Below are 26099 nucleotides of genomic sequence, written 5' to 3' on the forward strand. Positions count from 1 at the left end.
GCTAGGGCGACGCCACCACGGCCTGCGCGCAGCGCCCGGCTTCGGTCATCACCGAGGCCAGCTGCTTCAATGAGTAAGGCTTGCGCAGCAGGGTGAAGCCATGGCCAGGGTCCCGGGCCAGCAGTTCGCTGTAGCCGCTGGTAAGGATCACTGGAAGCCCAGGCAGGCGGCTGCGGATGGTACGGGCCAGATCCAGGCCGTTCATGCCAGGCATCACTACGTCGCTGAACACTACATCGAAGCGGGAGGCATCCCGTTCGAGCTCCGCCAGGGCCTCGTCCGCATTGTGCGCAAGTACCACGTTGTAATCGAGCTCGCGCAGGGCGCCGACGGCAAATTCGGCCACATCGACGTTGTCTTCCACAACCAGCACGCAGACACCGTGACCATGCTGCAGCCCCGGTAGCGTCGCCGGCCGTTCCGTCATTTCTCTCGCCTGCGCCAGCGGCAGGTACAGGGTGAAGCGGGTACCGGCGCCCGCCTGGCTCTGCACGTCCACCTCGCCTTCCGACTGCTTGACGAAGCCGAACACCTGGCTGAGGCCGAGGCCGGTTCCGGCGCCGACGCTCTTGGTGGTGAAGAAGGGCTCGAAGATGCGGTCGACGACGGCGGGGTCGATGCCTGCTCCGGTGTCGGTCACGCTGATCGCGGCGAAGTCGCCCTTCATCGGCGCGGCGAAGCGCACCGAAGGCACCGCGGTTACCTGCTCCACCTCGATGGTCACCCTGCCGTGTCCCTCGATCGCATCGCGCGCGTTGACCGCGATGTTGATCAATGCAGTGTCCAGCTGGGTCCGGTCCAGCAGCACCGGCAACGGCGTGCCGGGCAACGTCAACGACACCTGGATGCGTGCACCCAGTACCGTGGTGATGATGTCCGAAAGCGCGTGCACGCTCTCGCAGAGATCGAAGACCTCCGGCGACAGGCTCTGGCGACGCGAGAACGCAAGCAGTTGCGCGGTCAGCTTGGTGGCGCGGTCCGAGGCTGTGGCAATGGCCTGGATGTAGCGGCGCCGGGTGTCGTCTGACGGCCACGTGTGCAGGAGCATGTCCACCGAACCGGTGATGACCTGCAGCAGGTTGTTGAAGTCGTGGGCCACACCGCCGGTGAGCTGGCCGATCGCCTCCAGCTTCTGCGACTGGCGCAGCTGCTCGCGGGCGCGCACCAGTTCCAGATGGGCCTCCCGCGCCTGCTCGGTGATCGCCGCGACCTGGCGGCTGTGCAGGTCGCGCTCGATCACCCGTTCGGTCTGCTCGCTGACCACGCACAGGATACCGGCGACACTGCCGCAGCCGACGCGCAGCGGTGAATAGGAAAACGTCCAGAAAGTTTCGCGCAGCGTGCCGTCGCGATCCATCATCAATGGCAGGTTCTTGAAGCTGCGGCTGGTGCCGGCAAAGGCGTCGTCGACGGCATGCACCACGTCCGGCCATACGTCCGCCCAGACATCCTCCAGACGGTTGCCCATCGCGCCGTGCAGCTTTTCCCCCAGCATCGGCAGATAGGCATCATTGAAGAAGAACGCCTTGTCTTCCTTGCCCCAGGCAAGCCACAGGGGTTCCGGCGAATCCAGGATCATCGCCAGCAAGGTGCGAAGTTCGGCGGGTGCGCTTGCGGCAGTGGCCGAGCGGGCCCAGTCACTGTCCTGCAGCAGTCGGTAGGCGAGCTGATCAGGTGCAGAGACTGGCAGGGGAAAAGGATGCATGGCCGCCATTGGCGCAGGGAGGTGGCGCAGCATAGCCGAGCGCATGTCATGATGCCCTGCACACCCTCGGCATGAAGGGCCTCGCCACTTCGCCGTTGACGTGGCAGGGATGCACCCTTTGTTCAGCAGGTTGCCGCTATCGCGGCGCAGCGCGAAGGGAGGCGAAGCTGGCCTGATCGGCGGGTCTAGCCCTTACGACCTGCCTGCGCGGTGAGCACATCCCGGCCAGCCTCGGTCAGATCGATATCCCCGTCTTCCGCCTGTACCGCCCATCCGGCGGTCACCGCCCACGTTGCGGCATCGCCGCGCACCGGCTCTGCAGCGGCGATTGCCTGGAGTATTTTCCGCTGTTCCGCAGTCATTTCCACGTGGCGGCCCTCAGATACCCAGCAACGACGCCGGTTGCCAGTCCGACAGGCGGGCGTGGCTGACCGGTTGATGGCAGCCGCACCCGTCACAACGAAACAACGCCCCGCCCGGAAGTTGCACCAGGTTGTCTTCGCTGGCAGAGCTGGTCGACGAGCAATGCCGGCAGGTGACCGTGAGCGCAGTGATGCGCTGCACGCTGCCTGATAGATCGAACACGGCCTCGAACGCGCGAATGACAGGGTGGGCAGTGTCCGGCATCTGAGTCTCGACAGGGTGGGGAGACCTCATCGTCGCGCGCCGGCTGTGATGGAGCAGTCAGCCGGATGCATGGGCGCGATCAAGACAGGCGCGGCAACCGGGCGCGCACCTTCGTCAGGGATTGTTCTTCTTTCCGCTCAGGTCCAGCGGCTTGTCACTGCCCTTGCGCTCGCTCGACCACACTTCCATGCCCTTGTTGCAGCGGCTCTCGCGGGCAGCGACCTCGGGCGGCAGGTCCTTCAGGTGCGGCGACTCCTGGCAGGCTTGATGCATGTTGCTGTCGTCATAGGTGGCGCAGGCGCTGAGCGATGCGAGGGCGATGGCAATGAGGGTCACGCGGAGCGGGGGCTGCAGGTTCATGGGGGGGCCTCGGGTGATGCCGGGATGGCCATGGAATTCAAATCCGTGACACCGGGCATGCACAATCGGACCAACCGCACTTGTTATCCTATAACAGATGCGCGATAGTCCGGCCCCTGCCGGCGTCAGGCGATGCAGATCACCAGTACCGTGCACAGCACCAGCATCAGCACGAACACGCGTCGGCTCAGTGCCAGGCAGGCCAGATAGGCTGCGAGCGCCCACGCTGCCAGCAGCGCGCAGGCCATCACCCATAGCCCGATACCCATCATCGAACCCGTCGCCAACGCAGACAGTGCGATGGCCTTGAACAGCGCCACGCCCAACACGCTGCCCAGCATGCCGGCCTGCAAGGCGATGGCATCATGGCGGGCAGGTGCGCGATGGGGGTGCATTGCGGGTCCGGTACGGGCCGAGAGCGCGGCGTCGGCTGCACTGTGCCCAAATGCACATCCACGAAATGTGTTCATCGCGCGCGAAGACCGCGATGAAGCCCGTTCAGTCGAACTCACCCTCGGCCGATTCCAGGCGCTGCCGGTACGCCGCGCGGTGCTGGTACAGGCGCTGGCACTCGGCCGACCTGTGGATGCGGCTGCCGGGTTCATTGGCCACCGAGTCGCACATCCGCGCGATGTGATTGTTCTCCGCCAGTTCGGTGACGAAGAACACGGCAGTGATGCCGGTGCCAAGCAGCACGACATACAGCAGACGGCTGAGCCAGCGTGACAATTTCCGCTCGAAGTGCTGCTGGATGGTCAGGTCGAAGCGGATGATGCTGAGCACGATCCAGACGATGGCGACCAGGAAGCAGAGCGTGGGCAGCAGGTCGCGCCAGATGCCTGCTTCGTAGACCGACTCGCTGTAATGGACCGCAGCTCCGGCACCCGCGATGGCAATGGCCAGCGCCCAGTTGCGGCCCAGTGAGAGCAGGTCATCGAGCAGCTTTTCGTGGTTCCTGGTTGGTCCTGCTGCCACGAGGGTTCCTTCTGCGTGTTGCGACCGGCGACGGGCTGCCGCCGATCGTGCAGATGGTGAAGCATCGATTCGGTGATGAGAAGCCTGCCCGCTCAGTATCCTCCTGCGCGTGCACCGATCCAGCGCCGGTAGCGGCGGGTCCGGCACTTTGCGGCCGCCTGTGCCAGCAGCAGTGCCCAGACGGGCGAAACACCCGGCGCCGTGGGCCGGAGCCTGCTCAGCCGCGCCAACTGGTACTTCACTGCGGCCATGTGTGCGCTGGCGGCCAACGGTTTGTTGCGCCAGTCGATGGTGCGCAGTGTCGGCACCGGGTCGCGGCCCTGCTGCCAGCGGTGTGGCAGATCCGGCTCGATCGCCAGCGCGGTTGCGACGCCGACCATGGCCACACCGCTGTCAAGTACCTGATCGGCCACGGCGCGACGGCGGATGCCACCGGTGACCATCAGCGGCATGGTTGCCACCGTGGCGATCTCACGCGCGAACTCAAGGAAGTAGGCCTCGCGGGCCAGGCTGCGCTGGTCGCGTGCGGCACCGGTCATGGCCGGTGCTTCGTAGCTGCCACCGGACAGTTCGACCAGGTCCACGCCGAGCGGCGCCAGCATTTCCACCACTGCGCGCGCATCCTCGGGCGAGAAGCCACCGCGCTGGAAATCGGCGGAATTGAGCTTCACGGCCACCGCGAACGTGGGCGACACGGTGGCGCGCACCCCCTGCACGATCTCCAGCAGTAGGCGCGCACGGTTGTGCAGGCTGCCGCCCCAGCGGTCGTCGCGGCGGTTGGACAGCGGCGACAGGAACTGGCTGAGCAGGTAACCGTGCGCGGCATGGATCTGCACGCCACTGAACCCGGCGCGCTCGGCCAGCTCGGCGCTGCGGATGAAGCGGGCGATCACCTCTTCGATGTCCGCCTCGGTCATCGCCCGCGGCGGTGCGAACTGCCTGGACAGCGCGCCCATCTCCAGGGCGACGGCTGACGGCGCGAGTGCCGGTTGGCCGAGTGCGGCCGGCATCTGCCTCCCGGGATGGTTGATCTGCATCCACATCTGCGCGCCCCGTGAGCGTGCCGTTTCGGCCCAGGCGATGAAGCGGTCAAGGTGGCGGTCGTCTTCCAGCACCACGCCGCCGGGGCCGGTCATGGCGCGGCCATCGACCATCACGTTGCCGGTGATGATCAGTCCTGCGCCGCCATCGGCCCAACGCTGGTAGAGCTGCAGCAGCGCAGCGGACGGCGCGTGGTCGGCGTCGGCCATGTTTTCCTCCATCGCGGCCTTGGCAATGCGGTTGCGGATGATGGCACCGGAGGGTAGTGCCAGGGGCGAGAACAGCGACATCGGACAGCTCCGGGACAGGGGAATGGCGCTACGCTAACCTTCAAGTTTTATTGAAGGTCAACAGGCTCCCATGGCGAGGATTCAGGCAGATGAAGATCGGTGAGCTGGCCCGCCTCACGGGCCTCGCGGCGTCGCGCATTCGCTTCTATGAAGACGCGGGGCTGCTGGTGGCGCAGCGCCAGGCCAATGGCTACCGCGACTATCCGGAACAGGCGGTGCTGTTGCTGGAATTGATCACGGGCGCGCAGCGTGCAGGCTTCAGCCTGGAAGAGATCCGCGCCCTGCTGCCACCGGACATGGGCCAGTGGCAGCATGAGGCGTTGATCGCGATGCTGCAGCAGAAGGTGGCTGACATCGAAGCGTTGCAGCTGCGGTTGGCAGAGAGCCGGGCGCACCTGCTGGCCCTGATCGAGGACATCCAGGCGCGGCCGGACGGCATCGACTGTGCAGCCAATTCGCGGCGGGTGCTGGACCGTGTGAAGCGCGGTGAGCTGGCGCGGCCGACCCTGGTGGCCGGCGATACAGCGTTGCTGCGACCGGATCGCCGTCGCCGCAGAGGCAGCAACTGACGATCCGGCGCAATGTTCAGTGGCTGCCGACGACGGCGGTGCTGCGCTTCTTGTCCAGCATCACCGCCACGCACCACAGCAGCAGGCCGCCGATCGCGGTAGCCGCGCCGACATAGCCGGTACTGGCCGGGCTGAAGCCGGCGCTGATTGCCATGCCGCCCAGCCACGGGCCGAGTGCGTTGGCAGTATTGAAAGCGGCGTGGTTGGAGGCCGCCGCCAGCGTCTGCGCCTCACCGGCCACGTCCATCAGGCGGGTCTGCAGCACCGCCGCCAGTGCGCCCATGGTGCCGACAGTGATGATCATCGGGCCGATGGTCCACACCGACTGTGCGGCCAGCGGATACAGCAGCAGCATCACGATCGACCACAGCAGCACCACGGCGGCGGCCTTGAAGTGGAACTTGTCCACCAGCCAGCCACCGGCGATGTTGCCGATGATCGCGCCGATGCCGAACACGCCCACCGCCAGCGGCATCCACGATTCGGCCACGCCGGTGACCTGCACCAGGGTCGGTGCCAGGTAGGTGAACACGCAGAACATGCCGGCGAAGCCGACCGCGCCGATCGCCAGCGCCAGCCACACCTGGGACGTGTTGAAGGCGCGCAGCTCGCGCATCGGCGAGGTACGTACTTCATCCGGGTCCGGCAGCAGGAAGCGCGCGATCATCGCCACGGTGGCGATGGCCAGCACGCTGACCAGGGCAAAGGCGGTGCGCCAGCTCAGCTGCTGACCCAGCCAGGTCGTCAGCGGGTTGCCGACCAGGATCGCGATCGACAGGCCCAGCAGCACGCGTGACATCGCCTGGCCGCGCTGGCCTGCGGGACTGATCGCGGCGGCCACCAGCATCGCCACGCCGAAGTAGGCGCCATGCGGCAGGCCGGCGACGAAGCGCGCCACCAGCATCGTGCCGTAGTTCGGTGCCAGCGCGCTGGCCAGGTTGCCGACCGCGTAGAAGCCCATCAGTGCCAGCAGCAGCTTGCGGCGCGGGAAGCTGGCGCCGACGAAGGCGAGGATCGGGGCGCCGACCACCACGCCGATGGCATAGGCGCTGATCAGATGCCCGACCTGGGTTTCGGAAATCGACAGGCCGCGGCTGATCTCCAGCATCAGGCCCATGCTGGCGAACTCGCTGGTGCCGATGGCGAAGCCACCCAGTGAAAGGGCGAGGATGATCAGGGTGCGCTGGCGGGGCGTCAGCCGCGCAGCCAGGGAAGAGTTGGGGCTCATGCGGGGGCGCGATGGGGGGCGGGAGCCGCCCATTGTACTGCTGCACTGCAGCAGGAGCAGCAGCACTCAGGGTAAATCAGCGTTTGATCGGTGACACGCCGGCCCGCCGAGCCTCGTCGCGCCCGGCTCAGATGCCCAGCGCCGCCCGGGCATGAGCGTACTTTCCGTGCAGGCGCGCGGCCGTCGCCGCATCGAGCATCGCCAGCCGCTGCGGATCGGCGTTGTCATCCAGATCGGCGCGCTTCACTTTCAGTGCCAGCGGGTGGGCGGCAATGCGCGCGTAGTAGCTGTCCGCGTCGGGTGCTGCATCGCGGTTGAGCAGTTGCACCGCCTCGCGCAGCGGTGCGGGAAATACCTCGATCCGCGCGGCAAACGCCGGGCAGTCCTCGGCCACGTCATGCAGCCAGGCCACCACTTCGGCGTCATCGTCGCCGCGCACCGCAGCCGCCACCCGCGCCACATGGCCGATGTAAGGCTGGCCGGCCTTGTCGATCTGCCCCGCGTGGGCCTCGGTGGCCAGCGTGCGGGCAAGTGCTACCCAGTCCATTGCGGTCTCCTTGGATATCCGCGCACAGTTTCGCGCAGAAGCCGCAGCGGTTGTGGATGCGCCCATGACGCTGCCACCGGCATGATGGCGGGGCAGGGGGCGCAGTGTTGCCCCGACAAGGAGGAGTGCGATGCAGGAATTCAGGCATGTGCTGGAAACCCGTGGCCGCTACCAGCTGGTAGCGGTGTCCCACGAGCCGGTGTACGCTCCCGGCGATGTGGTCGGCCATGCGGTCGTCGCCGACGATGGGGATCGTCTGACCGACCTGATATCACTGGCCGAAGCGCGCCAACGCTTGCTGCAACTGGTGCGTGAAGAGGGCGAGGAGCCCGGGCTGGAAAACGAGAACCACCTGCGGAAGAAGGCGTCGCGCTGGCGCCACCGCTAGGCCGTCGCGCCGCGTGCGCATCATGGAGGATTCGGGTGTTGCCCAGTAAGAAGTATCTGCTCATCGCCATCATCACGCTGGCGACCCTGTTGCTTGGTTTCGTGTTCTCCGGCTATTTGACCTTGCTGTTCCTGGGGCTGGACACCCAGCTGTTCACCTGGAACACCTACTACCAGTACGTCCACGCCATCGGCCAACCGCAGGTCGCGCCCTTCGTGGGCAAGATCAAATGGGCGGGCTACGTAGGCTTCGGCCTGCCCCTGCTGGTGCTGCTGGTGGCCGGCCTGGTGCTGCTGCTGAAGAAGGACAAGCGCTCGCTGCACGGCGACGCGCGCTTCGCCACCGGCGCCGACCTGGCCAAGCACGGCATGTTCAAGAAGACCGGCCAGAGCATCGTGGTCGGCAGCCATGGCGGCAAGCTGGTGCGCCTGGATGGCCAGCAGTTCGTGATCCTGGCCGCGCCCACCCGCTCGGGCAAGGGCGTGGGCGTGGTCATCCCGAACCTGCTGGAGTACGGCGAATCGCTGGTGGTACTGGACATCAAGCAGGAGAACTTCGACCTGACCAGCGGCTGGCGCGCCAGCCAGGGCCAGGAGATCTACCTGTTCAACCCCTTCGCCGAGGACCGGCGCACGCACCGCTGGAACCCGCTCAGCTACGTCTCCGACGATCCGGCCTTCCGGGTGTCGGACCTGATGAGCATCGCCGCGATGCTGTACCCAGACGGGGCCGAGGACCAGAAGTTCTGGGTCAGCCAGGCACGCAACGCGTTCATGGCCTTTACCCTGTACCTGTTCGAGAACTGGGACGACGAGCGCAGCAGCGGTTTCCCGGGCGGCGCCGGCACGCCCACGCTCGGTGCGGTGTACCGTCTGTCCTCCGGCGACGGCACCGACCTGAAGAAGTACCTCAAGACCCTGTCGGAGCGACCGTTCCTCAGTGCCAATGCCCGTTCGGCGTTCGCCAACATGCTGTCGCAGGCCGATGAGACCTTCGCCTCGATCCTGGGCACCTTCAAGGAGCCGCTCAATCCCTGGATCAACCCGGTGCTGGACAAGGCCACCAGCAGCAACGACTTCCTGCTGACCGACGTCCGCAAGAAGAAGATGACCATCTACATCGGCATCCAGCCCAACAAGCTGGCCGAGAGCCGGCTGATCATCAACCTGTTCTTCAGCCAGCTGATCAACCTCAACACCAAGGAACTGCCCAAGTCCAACCCGGACCTGAAGTACCAGTGCCTGCTGCTGATGGACGAATTCACCTCGATCGGCAAAGTGGAGATCATCGCCTCGGCGGTCTCCTACATGGCCGGCTACAACATCCGCCTGCTGCCGATCATCCAGAGCATGTCCCAGCTCGACGCCACCTACGGCCGGGAAGTCTCTCGCACGATCATCACCAACCACGCGCTGCAGATCCTGTACGCGCCGCGCGAACAGCAGGATGCCAACGACTACTCGGACATGCTGGGCTACACCACGGTGCGCAGGAAGAACGTCACCCATGCCCGCGAGAAGACCCACAACTTCACCGAGGAACGGCGCGCGCTGATGCTGCCGCAGGAGCTGAAGGCGATGGGGCCGGACATGGAGGTGTTCCTGTACGAGGGGATACCTCACCCGGTGAAGTGCGACAAGATCCGGTACTACAAGGATCGCTACTTCACCTCGAGGCTGCTGCCGAAGGTGGACGTTCCGATGCTGAACGTCTAATTCACGTCGCTGAATTTGTGATCACCATTCGTAGTTAAGAATGTGAATTCGTGATTTCGGTCAAGAATTTGGCATTTGTTCATGGATTTTCAGACTTGTCTGACATGGAATTGACGCGTGGTTGTGCGACCCTGTGCATGTCGTTCAGAAATGTGTGATGGATGGCAGATGTTGTAGAGCAGGGTGGCCAGGAGTTTGTGCCATGAAACAAGGATGGTTTCGACGTTGGTGAGGTATGCGGGTGTGTCGTCGGCAGTGTCTGGCGGCCCCGCGACTTGGTTGGCAGCCGTTGGCTGCAGGGGAGCCGGAGCAGGTGTGCTGCCAGTCAGTGCGTCGCTCCGATTCCGGCGTGCGCGACGCAGCGCCGGACGACCAGGGGGCCAATGCTCGGGACTGCTTTTTCGTACGTCAAAGTGAAGCCCGTATGAATCAGGCGTTTATCGCGAAAATGTCCATCGCCGCAGTGGCGGCGTTGATGGTGGCCGGTTGCGCCACCAAGTCCGCTCCCGATTTCGGAGGCCGCTGGAAGCCGGTCAACCGCTTTGCTGCGGCACCCACCGAGATCCCGCTGTACTCCAGCTACGTCTACCAGGCCTCGCCGATGGATGGCACGCTCAAGGCCATGCTCGAGCGCTGGGCCAAGGATTCCGGACGCACGCTGGATTACCGCCTGAGCTCGGACTTCACCCTGTACGGCGCGGTCTCCAGCATCGACACCACCAACGCTCAGCAGGCCGTGATCGATCTGACGGCGGCCTATGCAGCGCAGGGCATCTCCGTCTCCATCGTTGGCAACCAGATCGTTGTGCAGAGCGCTGGCTCGACGCCGACCGCGTCGGCACAGGGCGCTGATTCAAACAGCGGCACCTGAGTCCACCTCGAAATCATCGAACGTGCCGCTCCCCGCGCCTGTCGCAGGGGTGCCACGCCCATTGATGTTTCAGCAGTACGGAAGAATCCATGTTCCGCAAGAAGGATCCCGGCAATAGTCCCAAGGTCGAGCAGTCGGTCGCCAAGGCGGTCAGCTACGAGATCACCGTGGCCGACATGGCGCGCCGCAGCGAGCGGCGTGCGTGGTGGGTCGCCACAGGCTCGTTGCTGATGTCGCTCGCACTGGCGGGCGGCTACTACTACATGCTGCCGCTGAAGGAAAAGGTGCCGTTCCTGGTCATGGCCGATGCCTACACCGGCACAGCGACCGTCGCGCGGTTGAGTGGCACCTTCCAGGGCGAGACGATCACCACCAACGAAGCGATCAATCGCAGCAACGTCGCCCAGTACGTACTCGCGCGCGAATCGTATGACTCGGCGGTGATGGGCCTGCGTGACTGGGAACTGGTGTTCGTGATGTCCAGCAGCCCGGTTGCTCAGAGCATGCGTATGCGATACGCAGGAAGTAACCCTCAGAACCCGTTTGTAATGTACGGCCGCGAAAAGGCCATTCGGGTCAAGATCCTGAGCATCACGCCGCTGGGGGCTGAGCCGAACGGCAGCTTCCGCGGTGCGTCGGTGCGCATCCAGCGCAGCCTGTTGGACAAGCGGACCGGAGCATCCAGCTACCTTGACAACCAGCTGGTGACGATGCGCTTCGAGTACAACCAGAACCTGGCGTTGTCCGAACAGGATCGCATCCTCAATCCGCTGGCCTTCCAGGTCACCGAGTACCGAGTCGACAACGACTATTCGCGTGGCGTGCCGGTGCCGGATGACGGCGCCATGCAGGCGCAGGCGCAGCAGGCCGCACAGGCGGCGCAGCAGGCACAGGGCGTCTACGATCCCAACAATCCGGCCGCAGCCACCATGATCGACCCGGCCACCGGCCAGCCGGTCGCGGTGCCAGCCAACGGTCAGGTACCGGGCCAGCCGATGCCGGGACAGCCTGTACAGGGCCAACTGATGCCGGGTCAGCCGGTGCAGGGGCAAGCAATGCCGGGGCAGGCCATGCCCGGACAGCCGGCCATGAGGCCGGCGCAGAACAATTCCACCGGAACTGCTGATGGAGCAAGCAACCGATGAGTAGTCGAAATATCAGGGGAAGCGCGCTGGCGCTGCTGTCGATGTTGTCGTTGCTGTTCTCAGCAGCGGCGATGGCGCAGGCGGTGGACCACTACGAGTACGAGAAGGACCGTATCTACCCGGTTCGCACCGGCCTGGGCCTGACCACCCAGATCGAGTTGAGCCCGAACGAGAAGATCCTCGACTACAGCACCGGCTTCAGCAGCGGCTGGGAACTAACCCGTCGCGAGAACGTGTTCTACCTCAAGCCGAAGAACGTCGACGTCGACACCAACATGATGGTGCGCACCGAGACCCATTCCTACATCTTCGAACTGAAGGTGGTGGCCACCGACTGGCGCCAGCTGGAGCAGGCCCGTCGTGCAGGCGTGCAGTACAAGATCGCCTTCGTCTATCCCAACGACACCGTGTTCGGTGTCGCCCAGGAAGCGGTGGAGGAAGAGGCCAAACCGCTGTTGAGCTCTGAACTGGCCAAGGACCGCCAGTACAACTTCAACTACTCCTATTCGACCAGCAAGGCGAAGAAGATGGGGTGGCTGATCCCGGTCAACGCCTACGACGATAGCCGTTTCACCTACCTGAAACTGCCGAACTCGCCGGAGTACAAGACCGGCATCTTCCCGGCGGTGTTTGGTCGCGAAACGGAATACGGTGAGGACTTTGTGGTCAACACCACGGTTGAAGGCAATACGCTGATCGTGCACGGGACCTACCCGTACTTGGTCATCCGCCACGGCGACTTCGTCGTCGGTCTGCGAAGGAACGTGAAGAAATGAGCCAGCAGAACACTCCCGGAAACGACCCGAACAACGGACGCGACGAGAGCCAGAGCCCGTATGGCGCACAGGGTGCCGCGGACGCGCCGTCGAATCCCTACTTCGGCACGGCCCAGGCCGAGCCGGCGCCGGATCTTGACGCGGCCGCGCCGCAGCTGCGCTCGGCCGAAGAGCAGCGGCTGAACCGAAAGGCGCTGCTGTTCCTCGGTGGCATCGTGCTGCTGCTGATGGCAATGGGCTTCCTGCTGTTCCGCAAGGGGCAGGATGATGCGACCGAGCAGAACAAGCCGCGGGAAGAGGCGCGTGCGACGACACCACAGCTGCCGAGCGTGGGTACCGCAGCTGATCCGGCGCCGCCGGTGGCTGCTGCCGATCCGATTCCGATGCTGCCGCCTGCGCCCCAGCAGGAAGTGCCCATGCCCGGTTTTCCGTCGGCGAGTAGGCCACAAGAAGATCGCGGGCCGACGTTGATGGACCGGCGCATGGGCGGCGGTTCCGGGGTAGGGGGGGGCGACGCGGGCGCGTCGTCCGGTAGCCAGAACTCTGACTACAACCAGGCGATGATCGCTGCCATGCAGGCGGCAGCAAATCCTCAGACCCAGCCGCAGAAGGTCCGTCGTGGCCCCGACGTGGAAAATGTCTCCAATGCCGCCTATATCCGTAGCCCTGACGCGCTGCTGGTTCGTGGCACGTACCTGAGATGCGTGCTGGAAACGCGGATCATCACCGACGTGGCCGGCTACACATCGTGCCTGCTGACCGAGCCGGTGTACTCGATCAATGGGCGCAGCCTGCTGCTTCCGAAGGGCTCCAAGATCTATGGCTCCTACGGCGGTGGTCCGATCGGCAAGCGGGTGGAAGTGATCTGGGATCGCATCACCACGCCGAATGGCATCGACGTGGCGATGTCCAGCCCTGGTACGGACGGCCTGGGCGGGGCAGGACATCCTGGCCAGTACAGTGCGCACTGGGGTAGCCGTATCGCGTCGGCGCTGATGATCAGCCTCATCGCTGACGCCTTCAAGTACGCCGCAGCCGAGCACGGTCCAGAATCGACAACGGTCGCCAGCAACGGCTTTGCCGTGCGCTCTCCCTACGAGAGCGCAACCGCTCGCACCATGGAGCGACTTGCCAATGAGGCGCTCAGCGAGCGCCGTCCGCCAACCGTCACGATCAACCAGGGCACGATCGTGAATGTCTACGTCGCCAAGGACGTTGACTTCACCAACGTGCTGAACCCCCGCCGGTAACTCAACGAACGATCATGGACGCCGAAGTGTCACCCCTCGCCCTCGTCTCCAGCGATTTCCTGCGCTATCAGTACGAAGTGCTGGGCATCGCCGAGTACATGACGTCTCCGGAAGTGACGGAAATCTGCATCAACCGTCCCGGTGAGCTGTACCTGGAAACCCGGGCGGGGTGGCAGCGGGTGGACGTGCCGAGCCTGACCTTCGAGCGGGCCCGGCAGTTCTGCACGGCGGTGGTGAACGAGAGCAACACCGGCCAGCGCATCACCGATGCCGATCCGGTCGTGTCGCTCACGTTCCCCACTGGCCAGCGTGCGCAGTTCGTGATTCCGCCGGCATGTGATGCAGGCAAGGTGTCGATCACCATCCGTCTGCCGTCCAAGCACACCAAGTCGCTCAGCCAGTATCACGAAGACGGCTTCTTCAATCAGATCCTGGAAACCGATGGCAGCATCAGCGAGCAGGATCGTGAGCTGCTGGAGCTGCGCCATTCGCGCGAGTACGCCGAGTTCTTCCGGCGTGCGGTGATGTACCGCAAGAACATCGTGGTATCCGGTGCGACCGGTAGCGGCAAGACCACCTTCATGAAAGCGTTGGTCAATCATATCCCGGACAACGAGCGACTGGTCACCATCGAGGACGCGCGCGAACTGTTTCTGACCCAACCCAATGTCGTGCACCTGCTGTATTCCAAGGGTGGACAAAGCACCAGCAATGTCAGCGCCAAGAGCTGCATGGAAGCCTGCCTGCGCATGAAGCCCGAACGCATCATCCTCGCCGAGCTGCGCGGTGACGAGGCGTTCTACTTCATCCGTAACTGCGCGTCCGGCCACCCGGGGTCGATCACCAGCTGCCACGCCGGCAGTCCGGAACAGACCTGGGACCAGCTGGCGCTGATGGTGAAGGCTTCGGCCGAGGGTTCGGGCCTGGAGTTCAACGTGATCAAGCGGCTGTTGATGATGACCATCGACATCGTCGTGCATATCAAGGCGCATGCCGGCTCGCGCTACATCACCGGCATCGACTTCAATCCTGGGCGTGCCCAGGGGCAGGAGGGCTGAAGGATGCTGCCAGGACTGGAAATGATGGCGTGCCCGGAGATGGCCGTCTCGATGGATGTGATGCAGCATGTAATCAACGTCGAATCGTCGCGCAATCCCTACGCCATCGGCGTGGTCGGCGGCGCACTGGTGCGCCAGCCCAAGGCCTTGGATGAAGCGCTGGCGACGGTACGCATGCTGGAAGAGAAGGGCTACAACTTCTCGATCGGACTGGCCCAGGTCAATCGCTACAACCTGGGCAAATACGGGCTGGATTCCTACGAGAAGGCCTTCCAGCAGTGCCCGAACCTGCAGGCGGGTTCGCGCATCCTCGCCGAGTGCTACAAGCGCTCCGGTGGTGATTGGGGCAAGTCGTTCAGCTGCTACTACTCGGGCAATTTCGAGACCGGCTTCCGTCACGGCTACGTGCAGAAGGTCTATGACTCGATGCGCCGCGGGCAGATGCTTGCCAGCAATGGCGTTGCACCGATCGACGTGGTCAGCCGCGGCGAGCGCCGCAGCGTGAAGGTCGAACATCATCCGCAGCTGGCCTCTCCGGCGCAGGCCCGCATCGTTGCGCAGTCCAATGGCCCGGTGTACGTGCCGTCGGAAGATCCCGCACGCGCCTATGTCGTGTACCCGTCCACCGGTGCGATGGCGCGGGGCAGCCTGCTGAATCTCGCCGACCAGACGCTGTCCAAGGTGGTGCTGGGTTCAGTGGACAGGATGATGCAGCCTCAGGCGCAGCCCAGCCAAGGGCCCGCCTATCCCCAGCAACAGGCCGGTGGCATGCCGCAGCAGCTGCCTCAGCAGGGTGCTGCACAGGCGATGGCCATGCCGCAGCAGTTGCCAAGTGCTGCTGGCGCCGGCAATGAGGGGCCAGTGATGCTGCGGCCCTGGAGCGAGCGCAACCAGCCTGTCGCCGGTGGCGACAATTCATTCAACGCACCGGTGCAGGCTGCGCCGGTGCAGCAGATTCCCGCAGGGGATGCGGCCTTCGTGTTCTGACGAAGTCGTGGTGCGGCCAGTCCCCCGGCTGGTCGATTCAGTTGTGTTAGTCCATCAACAAGGAAATCAATCCATGAAGCGATCCAATCTCGACCTCGTCCAGGCCCAGCGCACGCTGAAGACTCTCCTGATGGCCACCCTCTTCGTTGGTGCGCTGTTCGCTCCGGAGGTCTTCGCCAATCAGGGCGGCGTCAATTATGGTGGCACCGAGAAGAAGGTATGTGGCTTCTTCGACAGCATCAATGGTCTGCTGAACATGGCCTCGATCGCCGTGGTGACCATTGCCGTCATCTTTGCTGGCTACCAGATTGCCTTTGCGCATAAGCGCATTGGTGATGTGGCTCCGATCCTGATCGGTGGCGTACTGATCGGTGCCGCTGGCCAGATCGCACGTATGCTGCTGGGTGACGACTATGGCACCTGCGAGGGCAAGACCTCCATGCTGATCCAGCAGGCTGTCCAGTACTACAGTGCATAAGAACGTCGTCTTCCGCGGCTGCACACGTCCGGCAATGTTCCTGGGCGTTCCCTACCTGCCATTCTTCATGGTGGCAGGTGGGTTGCTGCTGCTCAGCATGTACACGAACTTCTGGTTTCTGCTCACCATTCCGGTGGCGGTCTTCATCATGCGGCAGATGGCTAAGCGTGACGAAATGATCTTCCGCCTGTTGGGCCTGCGCCTGCTGTTCAAGCTGAAAGTCCGCAACGTGCAGGAACACGATGGTATGTGGGTGTTCAACCCCAACCATTACCGCGACAAACCGGCCCGAATGGATTGAGGTCCGGATCCGGCCCGCGGGCGCAAGCGTCCGTCGGGTCTGTTGAAACTTCTTGGCAGTACCTCTTTGGAAGCAGTCGTATGTTCAGCCCTGACACCTCCATCAGTGAGTTCATTCCCCTGTCGACGCATGTCGCCCCGAACGTGGTCAAGACCACGGGCGGCGACTACCTGTTGACGTGGTACCTGGAAGGACTGCCGTTCGTTGGTCGCGAGGAATGGGAGCTGGAGCACCGGCACAATACGTTCAACCGCCTGCTGCAGACGCTGAGGGCACCGGATTTCGTCAATGTCGCCTTCTGGGTGCACGACATTCGCCGTCGCCGTACGTTGAAAGGCAAGAGCCACTACAGCCAGCGCTTCAATCAGGATGTATCCGACCAGTACATGGGCATGCTGTCCGCCCAGCGCATCATGCAGAACGAGCTGTACCTCACCATGATCTACCGCCCGGTCGTGGCCGGGAAACGCTTCGTGGAAAGGTCGGCGAATGTCGAGCGCTTGCAGGCCGAGCAGGAGCAGGCCATCGAGAAGCTGATGGAACTGGCCGGCAACGTCGAGGCAGTGATCCGCGATTACGCACCGTATCGCCTGGGCATGTACGAGGCCAAGAACGGCGTGGTGTTCTCTGAAACGCTGGAGCTGTTCGGCTACCTGATCAATCGCATCGACGAGCCGGTCCCGGTGCTGTCGGCACCGATCAAGGACTACCTGCCGGTCAGCCGGCACATGTTCTCGGCCAAAACCGGTGACTTCGTCATCAACACCCCTAATGGTGCCAACCACTTCGGCGCCATCCTGAACATCAAGGAGTATGCCGAAGGAACTTACCCGGGCATCCTCAACGGCCTGAAGTACCTGGACTACGAGTACGTCATCACCCATTCGTTCAGCCCGATGGGGCGTCAGGACGCGCTCAAGGTGCTCGACCGCACCAAGGGCATGATGATCTCCTCCGGTGACAAGGCAGTCAGCCAGATCGTCGAGCTGGACCAGGCGATGGATCAGCTGTCGTCGGGTAATTTCGTGCTGGGCGAGTACCACTTCATCATGACGGTCTACGGCGACAGCCAGGCCAAGCTGTCGCAGAACGTGGCCACGACACGCGCCGAGCTGTCCAATGCCGGTTTTGTGTCGACCAAGGAAGACCTGGCGGTTACCTCGTCCTTCTATTCGCAATTGCCGGCCAACTGGCGCTACCGCACCCGCCTCGCCAACGTCAGCTCGCTGAATTTCCTGGGCCTGTCGCCGCTGCACAACTTCGCGACCGGCAAGCAGCACAACAACCCGTGGGGCGACTGCGTCACCACACTGCAGACCACGAACGGCCAGCCGTACTACTTCAATTTCCACGCGACCCATCCGTCGGAGAATTCGCTGGGCGAGAAGGCGATCGCCAATACCATGGTGATCGGCAAGTCCGGTACCGGTAAGACTGCGCTGATCAACTTCCTGCTCAGCCAGGTTCAGAAGTACGAGCCGTCACCGACCATCTTCTTCTTCGACAAGGACCGTGGCGCTGAGATTTTCGTCCGCGCCTGCGGTGGTAACTATCTGGCCCTGGAGAACGGCGCGCCGACCGGGTTCAACCCGTTCCAATGCGAGAACAATGAAGCCAACGTGCAGTTTCTGGCCGACCTGATCAAGGTGCTGGCCGGCAAGCGTGAATACAGTGCGCGCGAGGAGGAGGACATCTACCGCGCAGTGGAAAGCATGCTTGATACGCCGATGCACCTGCGCAGCATGACCAACTTCCAGAAGAGCCTGCCCAACATGGGCGACGATGGGCTCTACGCGCGCATGCGCCGCTGGACCTCGGGCAATTCGCTGGGCTGGGTATTCGACAATCCGGTCGACACCGTTGATCTGAGCAAGGCCAATATCATCGGCTTCGACTACACCGACATCATCGACAATCCCGAAGTGCGCGTGCCGGTCATCAATTACCTGCTGCACCGCCTGGAATCGTTGATCGATGGTCGTCCGCTGATCTACGTGATGGACGAGTTCTGGAAGATCCTGGACGGCGAGGGTGGCCTGAAGGAATTCGCGAAGAACAAGCAGAAGACCATCCGTAAGCAGAATGGTCTGGGCATCTTCGCAACGCAGAGCCCGGAAGATGCACTGAAGAGTGATATCTCCGCCGCCCTGATCGAACAGACCGCCACCCTGATCCTGCTGCCGAACCCGAATGCCAGCAAGAGCGATTACATGGATGGCCTGAAGCTGACCGAGGCCGAGTTCAAGGTGGTTACCGCGCTCGACGAGCGCTCGCGCTGCTTCTTGGTCAAGCAGGGCCATGCGTCCAGCGTCTGCCAGCTCAACCTGCGTGGCATGGACGACATCCTGTCGGTGATCTCGGCCTCGACCGACAACATCGACATCATGCATCGCGTGTTGCAGACCGCTGCAGTCCGCAACCGGATCACCGTGGACGAGCTCACGCCGGAGCAGTGGCTGGAAGACTTCTACAAACATCGAAAAGGGTCCGGGAAGCGGGCCGAGCAGGAGGAGACGGCATGAAGACGCTCGCTCAGACGAACAAGGAAACCCCCATGACAACTGAACTCCGCCGCACTCCGGTGCGACGCAGGCGCTTCGCGCCGATGATGGCCGCAGTGTTGACCCTGGGCATGACCATCAGTACAGGCACCAGTCCCGCGCAGGCGATGACGGTCTATGACCCATTCAACTGGATCATGAATTTCATGCAGGAGATGAAGGCCGGTCAGGAATATCTTCAGACTGCGCAGCGTTGGAGTGAAACGGCTCAGCAGTACTCCAAGACCATCGACAACTGGATGTCCAAGCTCCAGAACTGGACCCAGATCATTGCTTCCCCCCTGATGCCGCCGACTCCTGCGCTGACGAAGATTCCCGAGAACTGGAACGTGGCCGAGAAGTGCGGCGGCGATTCCATGATCAGCATGAATGGTCTGATGGCAGTGTTGAACATGAGCCCGGGCGGTGACATCGGCGCGCAGCAGCGTGCGATCTGCTCTTACATCCAGGTGCTTGAGAACAAGAAGTACAACGAGACTGTCGAGGTCGTGCAGATGTCCATGCCGGCGATGGAGCAGATGCTTCAGCAGCTGCGTCGGATCCGCAACGCGTTCAAGAATGAAGGCGCACTGCAGGAGGATATCTCCAACAATACGGCAACCTCGGTCGAGCTTGAGAAGGCCTTCAAGAAGTGGGAGACCACCATCAAGGTCTACGACCAGCAGATCGCTGCCTTGCAGGGGCGGCAGAAGAATCTGGCCGAGCGTGCGTTGCGGGGCGAGCGCAACCCGATTGGAAGTGTCATCAAGGCCGGCGCGCTGAAGGCCGCGCTCTCCACCAAGTGAATCACGTGCGCAACGCACTCCAGCAGGGCCCCGACGCGGGGCGGGTGATGTGATGAGTCAGGGAATGATGCACGGTATGGTGTTCAATGATCTGTTGCACGGCACGTTGTTCGCCTCCGTGGGCGACTTCGTCTTCTTCCGGCTGATCCTGGAATATCTGCGCGAAGAGATCACCAATTTCGGCAACGGTATCCTGAGCCGGATGATGACCTGGGTCGGCACGATGGCCCTGGTGCTGATGACGCTGTGGGTGCTCATCCAGGGCTTCCGCATCGTGACTGGGCGAAGCCGTGACTCGATGGCTGCGTTGATGACGAACATGGCACGGGCGGCACTGATCGTTACGGTCGCTACGTCGATGGCCATGTTTGGGACCAAGCTGCAGAACTTCCTGACTGGCGATGTTCAGGACCAGATCACCTATATCGTGACCGGAAAGAAGTCGACTGCCGAGGAATTGATTGATAAGAACCTGGGTTATATGCAGTTGGCGCTCACGTCGGTGAGTGTGCTGGATGTTGCCGGCGACGTAACGCTGGATAGCGCAAAGACCCGTGCGATGTGGTTCATTGGGCTGGGCACCGGCGGACCGGCCGTTACGGCGGGCGCCATGCTATTGCTGTACCAGATCGCAATGTCATTGTTCATTGGTTTTGGTCCGCTGTTCATCCTCTGCCTGCTGTTTGAGCAGACAAAGTCCCTGTTCCAACGATGGTTGTTCTATGGCATCGGCACCATGTTCTCGATGGCGGTGCTGGCTGCGATGACCGGCATTGCCATGGAAATGGTGGCGCGCGTGGCGGCTTCGTTCTGGGGCGCGTCTGCGCTGGGTGCACTGCTGGGGTCGAACCTGACCGAGGGCATGAGCAGCATGGCGCTGCAGCAGGGCGGCATGGGCCTGATCCTGACGACGCTGATCCTGACTGCGCCCCCAATGGCTGCGATGTTCTTCCAGGGCACCCTGGGTACCTTCATGGCATATTCGCAGATAGGTGGTAGCGCCGTGCCGACCTCGCCGGGTCCGAATGGGCAGCCGCCGGGTTCTAGTGGATCGGGTGGTATGTTTACGCCTCCGGCGCCAGCTTCGAACTCAAGTACCGGTGTGTTGGCCAACCAGAGTGCGACACCTAGGCTCCAAGGTCAGGGCGAAGTGCAATCTACTTCAGGCCCAGGTTTGCGGGGCAATGCTCCCTCCGGCAACACTTGATTGACCAAAATTGTCGTCAATGGAATCCCGTCCTCATGAAATCCGTGTTGCCTGCATTGATGGTCCTGATGGTTGGAACTGCTTGGAGCATTGATTCCGCCTTGGCGGAGGGGAATTGTCCGCCTGGCTTCTATCCTATAGGTGGCCAAGGGGTGCAGGGTTGTGCGCCGATTCCCGGGGCAAGTGGCGGTGGTACAACCGCCCCTGTTTCACCGCCTCAACCTTCCGGTGAGTGGATCACCACTTGGGGAGCGATTGCCACCTCCAAGCGCACTTCCGATGCTGGTGTATCCACTGGTCAGCGAAAGAAAAGTGGCGCGGAAAAAGAGGCGCTTGGCAAATGTTCCTCGGCGGGTGCAAAGGACTGTCAAGTGGTGCTTGCCTACTTCAATCAATGTGCCGCGTGGGTGGTGCCAAGTGGACAGACGGGGCGGGGAGGATCTGGCATAGGAAGAGGGCCAACACTTGAGCTGGCGGAGCAGGAGGCGCAGAAGGGCTGCACAAATGACGAAGCTGGGGCCTGCAAGGTCTTTTACACTGACTGCACAAAGCCCATATTCAGGACTTACTGAAACAGTAGAATTGAATCTGTTCTGAGGACCTCGGGACTCTACATATGAAGCGTCAGATCTCGTGCTTCGGGGAGAAGACAGGTTTGTGTGCGGATGATTTGATGGCTGAGGCTCTACTATATTGAGTTCGCAATCACTTCGGTGAGCCAGCGGAAGTTGTTGGAGATGTACTCAGACGAGGTCAGCGCGTGTCGCGGACAGATCATCGGCTTCGTAACGGTGGACCGGCCGATACAGCAGGCGCATGCTGTTGCTGTACGAGATCGCAATGTCATTGCTCATTGGTTTAGGTCCGCTGTTCATCCTCCGCCTGCTGTTTGAGCAGACAAAGTCCATCTTCCAACGCTGGTTGTTCTATGGCATCGGCACCGTGTTCTCAATGGCGGTGCCGGCTGCGATGACCGGCATTGACATGGAAATGGTGGCGCGCGTGACGGCTTCGTTCTGGGGCGCGTCTGCGCTGGGTGCATTGCTGGGGTCGAACCTGACCGAGGGCATGAGCAGCAAGGCGCTGCAGCAGGGCGGCATGGGCCTGATCCTGACGACGCTGATCCTGACTGCGCCCCCAATGGCTGCGATGTTCTTCCAGGGCACCCTGGGTACCTTCATGGCATATTCGCAGATAGGTGGTAGCGCCGTGCCGACCTCGCCGGGTCCGAATGGGCAGCCGCCGGGTTCTAGTGGATTGAGCGGGGGGGTGTATATGCCTCCGGTTCCCACCAATTCGAGGGCCTCAAGTCAGGTTCCGGTTCAAGATGCAACGCCTAGATTTGGAGGTGCGACCACTGAATCTCCGATTCAGAGTGGGCAGCGCGGCAATGCTGGAACAATGAATTCGTAACTCTTCGGGAATTGGAGGCCATGATGCGAACGACTTTGACCTACACAGTTCTCGTTGTATTGTTGTTATGCGTACACTCCGCATCAGGAGAGGGTGGCTGCCCCCCGGGGTCGTATCCGATCGGTGGGCAGGGTGTCCAGGGTTGTGCGCCAATTCCTGGTGCAGTTGGTGGAACGGCTTCAGCCTCTGCTCCCGCTCCTGCTCAGCCGTTGGGGGAGTGGTTGACGAGATGGGGAGCCGTGGCTGAGTCGCCTACGTCAAATCTCGTCGGTACCGCAGCCAATGAGTCCAGCGAGCGGCGCGCGGTGGCTGCGGCGATCAAGAAGTGTGCCGCAGAGGGTGCAAAGGACTGCAAGTCTTCGGTTACCTATTACAACCAATGCGTTGCATTCGCTGTGCCGTCCTCAGGAAAGGGGCAGGGCTCCCTGGATACGGCGGTGGACGCAGAGACCGTCGCTAGAAATGCGATTGGTCATTGTCGGGATACCGGAGGCGGAAAGTGCGCCGTCGTCTATTCCGAATGCTCCTTGCCCGTCTTCCGGAAGTATTGATAAGGCCTCAGATAGGTCAGCAGAAAAATTGGGAATTGATCGTCAGATTAGCGTGAGTGGGGTTGCGCTCTTGTCAGTACCTCGAATGCCAGCGTTTCCATGAGATGCCGCTAAAAGAAGGGCCCAGAACGGGAAGCTGTGTAAGAATGCGCCGCTTTTGGGCGCGTGATCACAGCGGCGGCATGACTTTCTTCAATTGGTACGCTTTGTGGATCACCCTGAGCGGGGGAAGCACGTACTTCCTGTCTGGCATGGATCCAGTCTGACGCAGAGGCTACGGGGGCCGCGCAAGGGAGCTGCAGGAACGAATCATCGTGCGCACTGACTGCGCCCCCAATGGCTGCGATGTTCTTCCAGGGCACCCTGGGTACCTTCATGGCATATTCGCAGATAGGTGGTAGCGCCGTGCCGACCTTGTATCCCAGAAATCGAAGTGAGCTGCGGAAGCGGCGGCGATCGACAGATGTGTCCGGCGAGGAGGGAGCAAGTGTCAGATTCGTTTGAGCTATCACGATCAATGCGCCGCAATCGCCGATCCGTCGCCCCGCTCGGGCGGACAGGCTGCCGGAAATTCAATCGTTGCCAGCGCTGAAACACTTGACGAAGCTCAATCGCTCGCGTTGAAGGAATGCGCCTCTGTGAATGATGGGGGAGCGTGTGAAGTGGCCTACTCGGCCTGCAGCATGTCGGAATTCAGGGCGTATCGCTGATCGCCAAGTTCCGCATGATATCTGTCAACAGGTACGCATGCCACGTCAGAAAAGGGCGCTATGCGTGACAGCGTCTGATATGGCTTGGACTTTTTCCAGTGTGCCCCGGAGACTTCATACGTGTTCGCAGATGGTTGCAAATTGGATCGGACGCGAGTGAGTGAAAATGACTAGTCGTTCGATGCAAATGGTCGTAGCAGCAATGCTCTCGCTAGTATTCTCGTCCGCAAGTGCGGAGGGCAACTGTCCCCCTGCTATGTATCCGATCGGAGGGCAGGGAGTACAGGGCTGTGCACCTATCCCGGGAGCAAACAAAGGCGGGTTGACCGCTCCCGTCTCGCCGCCACAACCGTCTGGAGAATGGATCACCACCTGGGGTGCAATTGCCACATCCAAGCGAACGTCGCATGCAGGTGTGTCGACAGGGCAGCGAAGGAAGAGTGGAGCGGAGCAGGAAGCCCTTGGCAAGTGTGCTTCCGCGGGTGCGAACGATTGCAAGGTTATGCTTGCCTACTTCAATCAGTGTGCGGCATGGGTAGTTCCCAGCGGCCGGACAGGTCAGGGTGGATCTGGTATTGGACGCGGACCGACACTCGACGTGGCAGAGCGCGAAGCTCAGAAAGGCTGCACAAATGACCAAGCCGGGGCATGCGAGGTTTTCTATACAGATTGCACAAAGCCGATCTTCAAGGCGTATTGATGTTGCCGCCTCTCAGCTGTGCGTCCGGAACCGCTGGGCGAAGGGTTGAGTGGATGGTGAGCCGTTGCCAAATTTCACATGTCCAAATCAAACGAGTCCAGTGAGTGGCAGGCGATAGCTGTCGCCATCAAAAGGCGGGCAGCTGAAGAAGCAGGGCTACAAGCCTTCTGCGACCTGTTTTAATCCGGGAGTCGCATCCGCGGCGCCATCCTCGGGGAAGGCGCAAGGATCACTGAATCAGGAGGTTGGGATGATGAAATGCGGTCTGGCCGGGGTGTTGGTTGCTGCTGCCGCCGGGTTTGTTGGAGGCATCAGTTCCGCGCACGCAGAAGGCAACTGTCCGCCAGGGATGTACCCCATTGGCGGCCAGGGTGTTCAGGGGTGTGCACCAATTCCCGGATCTAGTGGAACTTCCATGACTCCGTCCGCGCCGGCACCCGCGCCCGCTGGGGAATGGGTGAAAACCTGGGGCGCGATTGCGGTCTCGAAGGCCACGTCCGAGGCCGGTGTTTCAACCGGGATGAGATCCCGGCGAGCCGCTGAGAAGGAGGCGCTGTCCAAGTGTGGTATCAGCGGAGCTCCTGATTGCTCGCTCAACATGACGTACTTCAACCAGTGCGTCTCATGGGCCATCCCTGCTGGCCGTTCGGGACGGGGGCAATCTGGTATTGGATCGGGACCCACGCCGGAAGCTGCACTTGAGACGGCGCGGTCACTGTGCAGGAACGATCAACCGGGCGCATGCGATGAAGTCTATGCGGATTGCACGCAGCCGGTGTTTGATCGCTATTGAGTGGCGTTGCGACAGGTGAGGCTCGCGCTTTGGGCCCCGCGGCGGGTGGGCTGCTGGGAGCCCATGCGGCGATGGTAGCGTGCGCCGAGCCGTGACCCACTTCGCCGGGCCCGCACGAACAATTGCGGAGTGCTGATCGTATGGATGGTGTATCCGGAATCGGGATCCATCAGCGCCAATCCCGATTTTATGTGATCAAGTGCGCTTTTCATCCCAAGCACCCTTCGACGAGCGCTGCCTCCTCGAAGTAAGCTGCGTGCGCGTCAAAATCCCGACGCGCTGGTGCCATCGAACGCAGGAGCTTTTCCGTCCATGAGGACTGTGTCCCCCCGCAGTGCGGGTGACGCTTGCCACCATCGCGGTTGCCGTGGGCTCGGGGCTATCATCCGCCATGGCGGCCGCAGGGCACGTGCGAGGCATCGCCCCGTTTCCGGCCTCCGCTCGGGAACTGGCAAGACGGGATTGAAGGAGTTGCAGGGGATGGAGAAGGGGAGTGGCACGCACATGGACAATGCCCTGGCGTTCGTTCCGTCCGGCGCGAACCTGCTGGAAGCCGTACGCGGCGATCTGACCGGTAATGGTTTCCAGGACCAGCTGCTGGTGATCGACCAACCTCCTCCGGAGGGCTTGCTGCCCGGCGAGCACGGACCGAACCGGGTCCTGCTGTTGCTGCTGGGCGATGCCACGGGCCGCTGGCAGCTGGCGGCACGCAACGACAAGCTGGTGCCGTGCTCAACGCGCGGTGGCATTGCCGGTGACCCCTTCGCCTACGTGACGATTGAAGACGGCGCGTTCAGCGTGATCACCAACGGCGGCAGCCGCGAACGCTGGAGCAGCGTCTACACCTTCCGGTATGCACCTGCCGAGCAGGCGTGCTGGGTGCATGGCGTGCAGCGCAAGGTGGTGGACACCGAAACCGAAGCGACCCACACGCGCGATTTCTCCGCGGCCGAGCTTGGCCGGGTGCGGTTCGAGGATTTCGATCCGTCCGTCGTCGCCGACGTCAGCTTGCCCTGAGTGCCATGCCCGTGAGGAGGCGGGAGTATCCAACGATGATCGAGCAGGAGT

The 26099-nt window shown here is 62.5% G+C and carries 28 protein-coding genes and 1 pseudogene; 21 read left to right on the forward strand and 8 right to left on the reverse strand.

Going from position 1 to position 26099, the window contains the following annotated elements; all coding sequences use genetic code 11:
• Nucleotide 1 precedes the first annotated feature (1 nt).
• From VG566_RS07750 to VG566_RS07775, 6 genes are all read right to left on the reverse strand, one after another.
• Nucleotides 2-1705, reverse strand: coding sequence for a hybrid sensor histidine kinase/response regulator (locus VG566_RS07750; RefSeq protein ID WP_041864224.1), 1704 nt, complete (start codon nt 1703-1705; stop codon nt 2-4).
• 378 nt (nt 1706-2083) lie between these two features.
• Nucleotides 2084-2332, reverse strand: a complete 249-nt coding sequence (locus VG566_RS07755; RefSeq protein ID WP_014647589.1) for a hypothetical protein — start codon at nt 2330-2332, stop codon at nt 2084-2086.
• A gap of 114 nt (nt 2333-2446) precedes the next feature.
• Nucleotides 2447-2692, reverse strand: coding sequence for a hypothetical protein (locus VG566_RS07760; RefSeq protein ID WP_032957423.1), 246 nt, complete (start codon nt 2690-2692; stop codon nt 2447-2449).
• A 125-nt stretch (nt 2693-2817) separates the two neighbouring features.
• Nucleotides 2818-3087 (reverse strand): hypothetical protein, encoded by a 270-nt coding sequence (locus tag VG566_RS07765; protein ID WP_032957425.1) that lies wholly within the window; start codon nt 3085-3087, stop codon nt 2818-2820.
• A 103-nt stretch (nt 3088-3190) separates the two neighbouring features.
• Nucleotides 3191-3667 (reverse strand): hypothetical protein, encoded by a 477-nt coding sequence (locus VG566_RS07770; protein WP_046431353.1) that lies wholly within the window; start codon nt 3665-3667, stop codon nt 3191-3193.
• Between the two features lie 92 nt (nt 3668-3759).
• On the reverse strand, nt 3760-4998 hold the full coding sequence (locus VG566_RS07775) for an NADH:flavin oxidoreductase/NADH oxidase family protein (protein WP_100450279.1): 1239 nt from the start codon (nt 4996-4998) through the stop codon (nt 3760-3762).
• An 89-nt stretch (nt 4999-5087) separates the two neighbouring features.
• Here VG566_RS07775 and VG566_RS07780 point away from each other — a divergent pair, with 89 nt between their 5' ends.
• A complete protein-coding gene (locus tag VG566_RS07780; RefSeq protein ID WP_046431348.1) occupies nt 5088-5567 on the forward strand; it encodes a MerR family transcriptional regulator in 480 nt (159 codons plus the stop codon).
• 16 nt (nt 5568-5583) lie between these two features.
• On the opposite strand, the gene VG566_RS07785 is transcribed toward VG566_RS07780, so the two are convergent.
• The gene (locus VG566_RS07785; RefSeq protein ID WP_014647583.1) at nt 5584-6795 is read right to left on the reverse strand and encodes an MFS transporter; all 1212 of its coding nucleotides are present in this window, start codon (nt 6793-6795) and stop codon (nt 5584-5586) included.
• A 127-nt stretch (nt 6796-6922) separates the two neighbouring features.
• A complete protein-coding gene (locus tag VG566_RS07790; RefSeq protein WP_032957003.1) occupies nt 6923-7342 on the reverse strand; it encodes an HD domain-containing protein in 420 nt (139 codons plus the stop codon).
• Between the two features lie 130 nt (nt 7343-7472).
• Here VG566_RS07790 and VG566_RS07795 point away from each other — a divergent pair, with 130 nt between their 5' ends.
• The 20 genes and pseudogenes from VG566_RS07795 (at nt 7473) to VG566_RS07890 (ending at nt 26048) form a co-directional block, all read left to right on the forward strand.
• Nucleotides 7473-7730, forward strand: a complete 258-nt coding sequence (locus VG566_RS07795) for a hypothetical protein (RefSeq protein ID WP_014647581.1) — start codon at nt 7473-7475, stop codon at nt 7728-7730.
• A 35-nt stretch (nt 7731-7765) separates the two neighbouring features.
• Nucleotides 7766-9445, forward strand: a complete 1680-nt coding sequence (locus tag VG566_RS07800) for a type IV secretory system conjugative DNA transfer family protein (protein WP_014647580.1) — start codon at nt 7766-7768, stop codon at nt 9443-9445.
• A 424-nt stretch (nt 9446-9869) separates the two neighbouring features.
• A complete protein-coding gene (locus tag VG566_RS07805; RefSeq protein ID WP_032957008.1) occupies nt 9870-10316 on the forward strand; it encodes a hypothetical protein in 447 nt (148 codons plus the stop codon).
• An 89-nt stretch (nt 10317-10405) separates the two neighbouring features.
• Nucleotides 10406-11461 carry a virB8 family protein gene (locus VG566_RS07810; RefSeq protein ID WP_032957011.1) on the forward strand — a complete coding sequence of 352 codons (1056 nt, stop codon included), beginning with the start codon at nt 10406-10408 and terminating at the stop codon, nt 11459-11461.
• Nucleotides 11458-12237 (forward strand): TrbG/VirB9 family P-type conjugative transfer protein, encoded by a 780-nt coding sequence (locus tag VG566_RS07815; protein ID WP_021202792.1) that lies wholly within the window; start codon nt 11458-11460, stop codon nt 12235-12237. The genes VG566_RS07810 and VG566_RS07815 overlap by 4 nt, the downstream gene beginning before the upstream one ends.
• Nucleotides 12234-13487, forward strand: a complete 1254-nt coding sequence (locus VG566_RS07820) for a TrbI/VirB10 family protein (RefSeq protein WP_169411833.1) — start codon at nt 12234-12236, stop codon at nt 13485-13487. The genes VG566_RS07815 and VG566_RS07820 overlap by 4 nt, the downstream gene beginning before the upstream one ends.
• 14 nt (nt 13488-13501) lie before the next feature.
• On the forward strand, nt 13502-14545 hold the full coding sequence (virB11, locus tag VG566_RS07825) for a P-type DNA transfer ATPase VirB11 (RefSeq protein ID WP_032961561.1): 1044 nt from the start codon (nt 13502-13504) through the stop codon (nt 14543-14545).
• A 3-nt stretch (nt 14546-14548) separates the two neighbouring features.
• Nucleotides 14549-15532, forward strand: a complete 984-nt coding sequence (locus tag VG566_RS07830) for a lytic transglycosylase domain-containing protein (protein WP_241884535.1) — start codon at nt 14549-14551, stop codon at nt 15530-15532.
• Between the two features lie 73 nt (nt 15533-15605).
• Complete coding sequence (locus VG566_RS07835) at nt 15606-16010, forward strand: TrbC/VirB2 family protein (protein ID WP_014647573.1); 405 nt, start codon at nt 15606-15608, stop codon at nt 16008-16010.
• Nucleotides 16003-16311, forward strand: coding sequence for a type IV secretion system protein VirB3 (locus tag VG566_RS07840; RefSeq protein ID WP_005417227.1), 309 nt, complete (start codon nt 16003-16005; stop codon nt 16309-16311). The genes VG566_RS07835 and VG566_RS07840 overlap by 8 nt, the downstream gene beginning before the upstream one ends.
• 80 nt (nt 16312-16391) lie before the next feature.
• Nucleotides 16392-18833 carry a VirB4 family type IV secretion/conjugal transfer ATPase gene (locus VG566_RS07845; protein WP_241884534.1) on the forward strand — a complete coding sequence of 814 codons (2442 nt, stop codon included), beginning with the start codon at nt 16392-16394 and terminating at the stop codon, nt 18831-18833.
• Complete coding sequence (locus tag VG566_RS07850; RefSeq protein ID WP_236636397.1) at nt 18830-19657, forward strand: hypothetical protein; 828 nt, start codon at nt 18830-18832, stop codon at nt 19655-19657. Before VG566_RS07845 ends, VG566_RS07850 begins: the two co-directional genes overlap by 4 nt.
• A gap of 76 nt (nt 19658-19733) precedes the next feature.
• Nucleotides 19734-20864: a type IV secretion system protein gene (locus VG566_RS07855; protein ID WP_241884533.1), complete on the forward strand. Its 1131-nt coding sequence runs from the start codon at nt 19734-19736 to the stop codon at nt 20862-20864.
• A 68-nt stretch (nt 20865-20932) separates the two neighbouring features.
• A complete protein-coding gene (locus tag VG566_RS07860; protein ID WP_080281910.1) occupies nt 20933-21436 on the forward strand; it encodes a DUF4189 domain-containing protein in 504 nt (167 codons plus the stop codon).
• 244 nt (nt 21437-21680) lie between these two features.
• Nucleotides 21681-22277: a type IV secretion system protein gene (locus VG566_RS07865; RefSeq protein ID WP_423172620.1), complete on the forward strand. Its 597-nt coding sequence runs from the start codon at nt 21681-21683 to the stop codon at nt 22275-22277.
• A 23-nt stretch (nt 22278-22300) separates the two neighbouring features.
• On the forward strand, nt 22301-22828 hold the full coding sequence (locus VG566_RS07870) for a DUF4189 domain-containing protein (RefSeq protein WP_423172721.1): 528 nt from the start codon (nt 22301-22303) through the stop codon (nt 22826-22828).
• Nucleotides 22829-23277: 449 nt separating this feature from the next.
• Nucleotides 23278-23538, forward strand: a pseudogene (locus tag VG566_RS07875) (DUF4189 domain-containing protein); the annotation flags it as partial.
• Nucleotides 23539-23794: 256 nt separating this feature from the next.
• On the forward strand, nt 23795-24238 hold the full coding sequence (locus tag VG566_RS07880; protein WP_241884532.1) for a DUF4189 domain-containing protein: 444 nt from the start codon (nt 23795-23797) through the stop codon (nt 24236-24238).
• 415 nt (nt 24239-24653) lie between these two features.
• On the forward strand, nt 24654-25031 hold the full coding sequence (locus VG566_RS07885) for a DUF4189 domain-containing protein (protein WP_258010630.1): 378 nt from the start codon (nt 24654-24656) through the stop codon (nt 25029-25031).
• A gap of 480 nt (nt 25032-25511) precedes the next feature.
• Nucleotides 25512-26048: a hypothetical protein gene (locus tag VG566_RS07890; protein WP_049408130.1), complete on the forward strand. Its 537-nt coding sequence runs from the start codon at nt 25512-25514 to the stop codon at nt 26046-26048.
• Nucleotides 26049-26099 lie beyond the last annotated feature (51 nt).

Origin of the sequence: Stenotrophomonas sp. CASM114 (assembly GCF_049384325.1) — a bacterium.
GTDB classification, from domain to species: Bacteria; Pseudomonadota; Gammaproteobacteria; order Xanthomonadales; family Xanthomonadaceae; genus Stenotrophomonas; species Stenotrophomonas muris.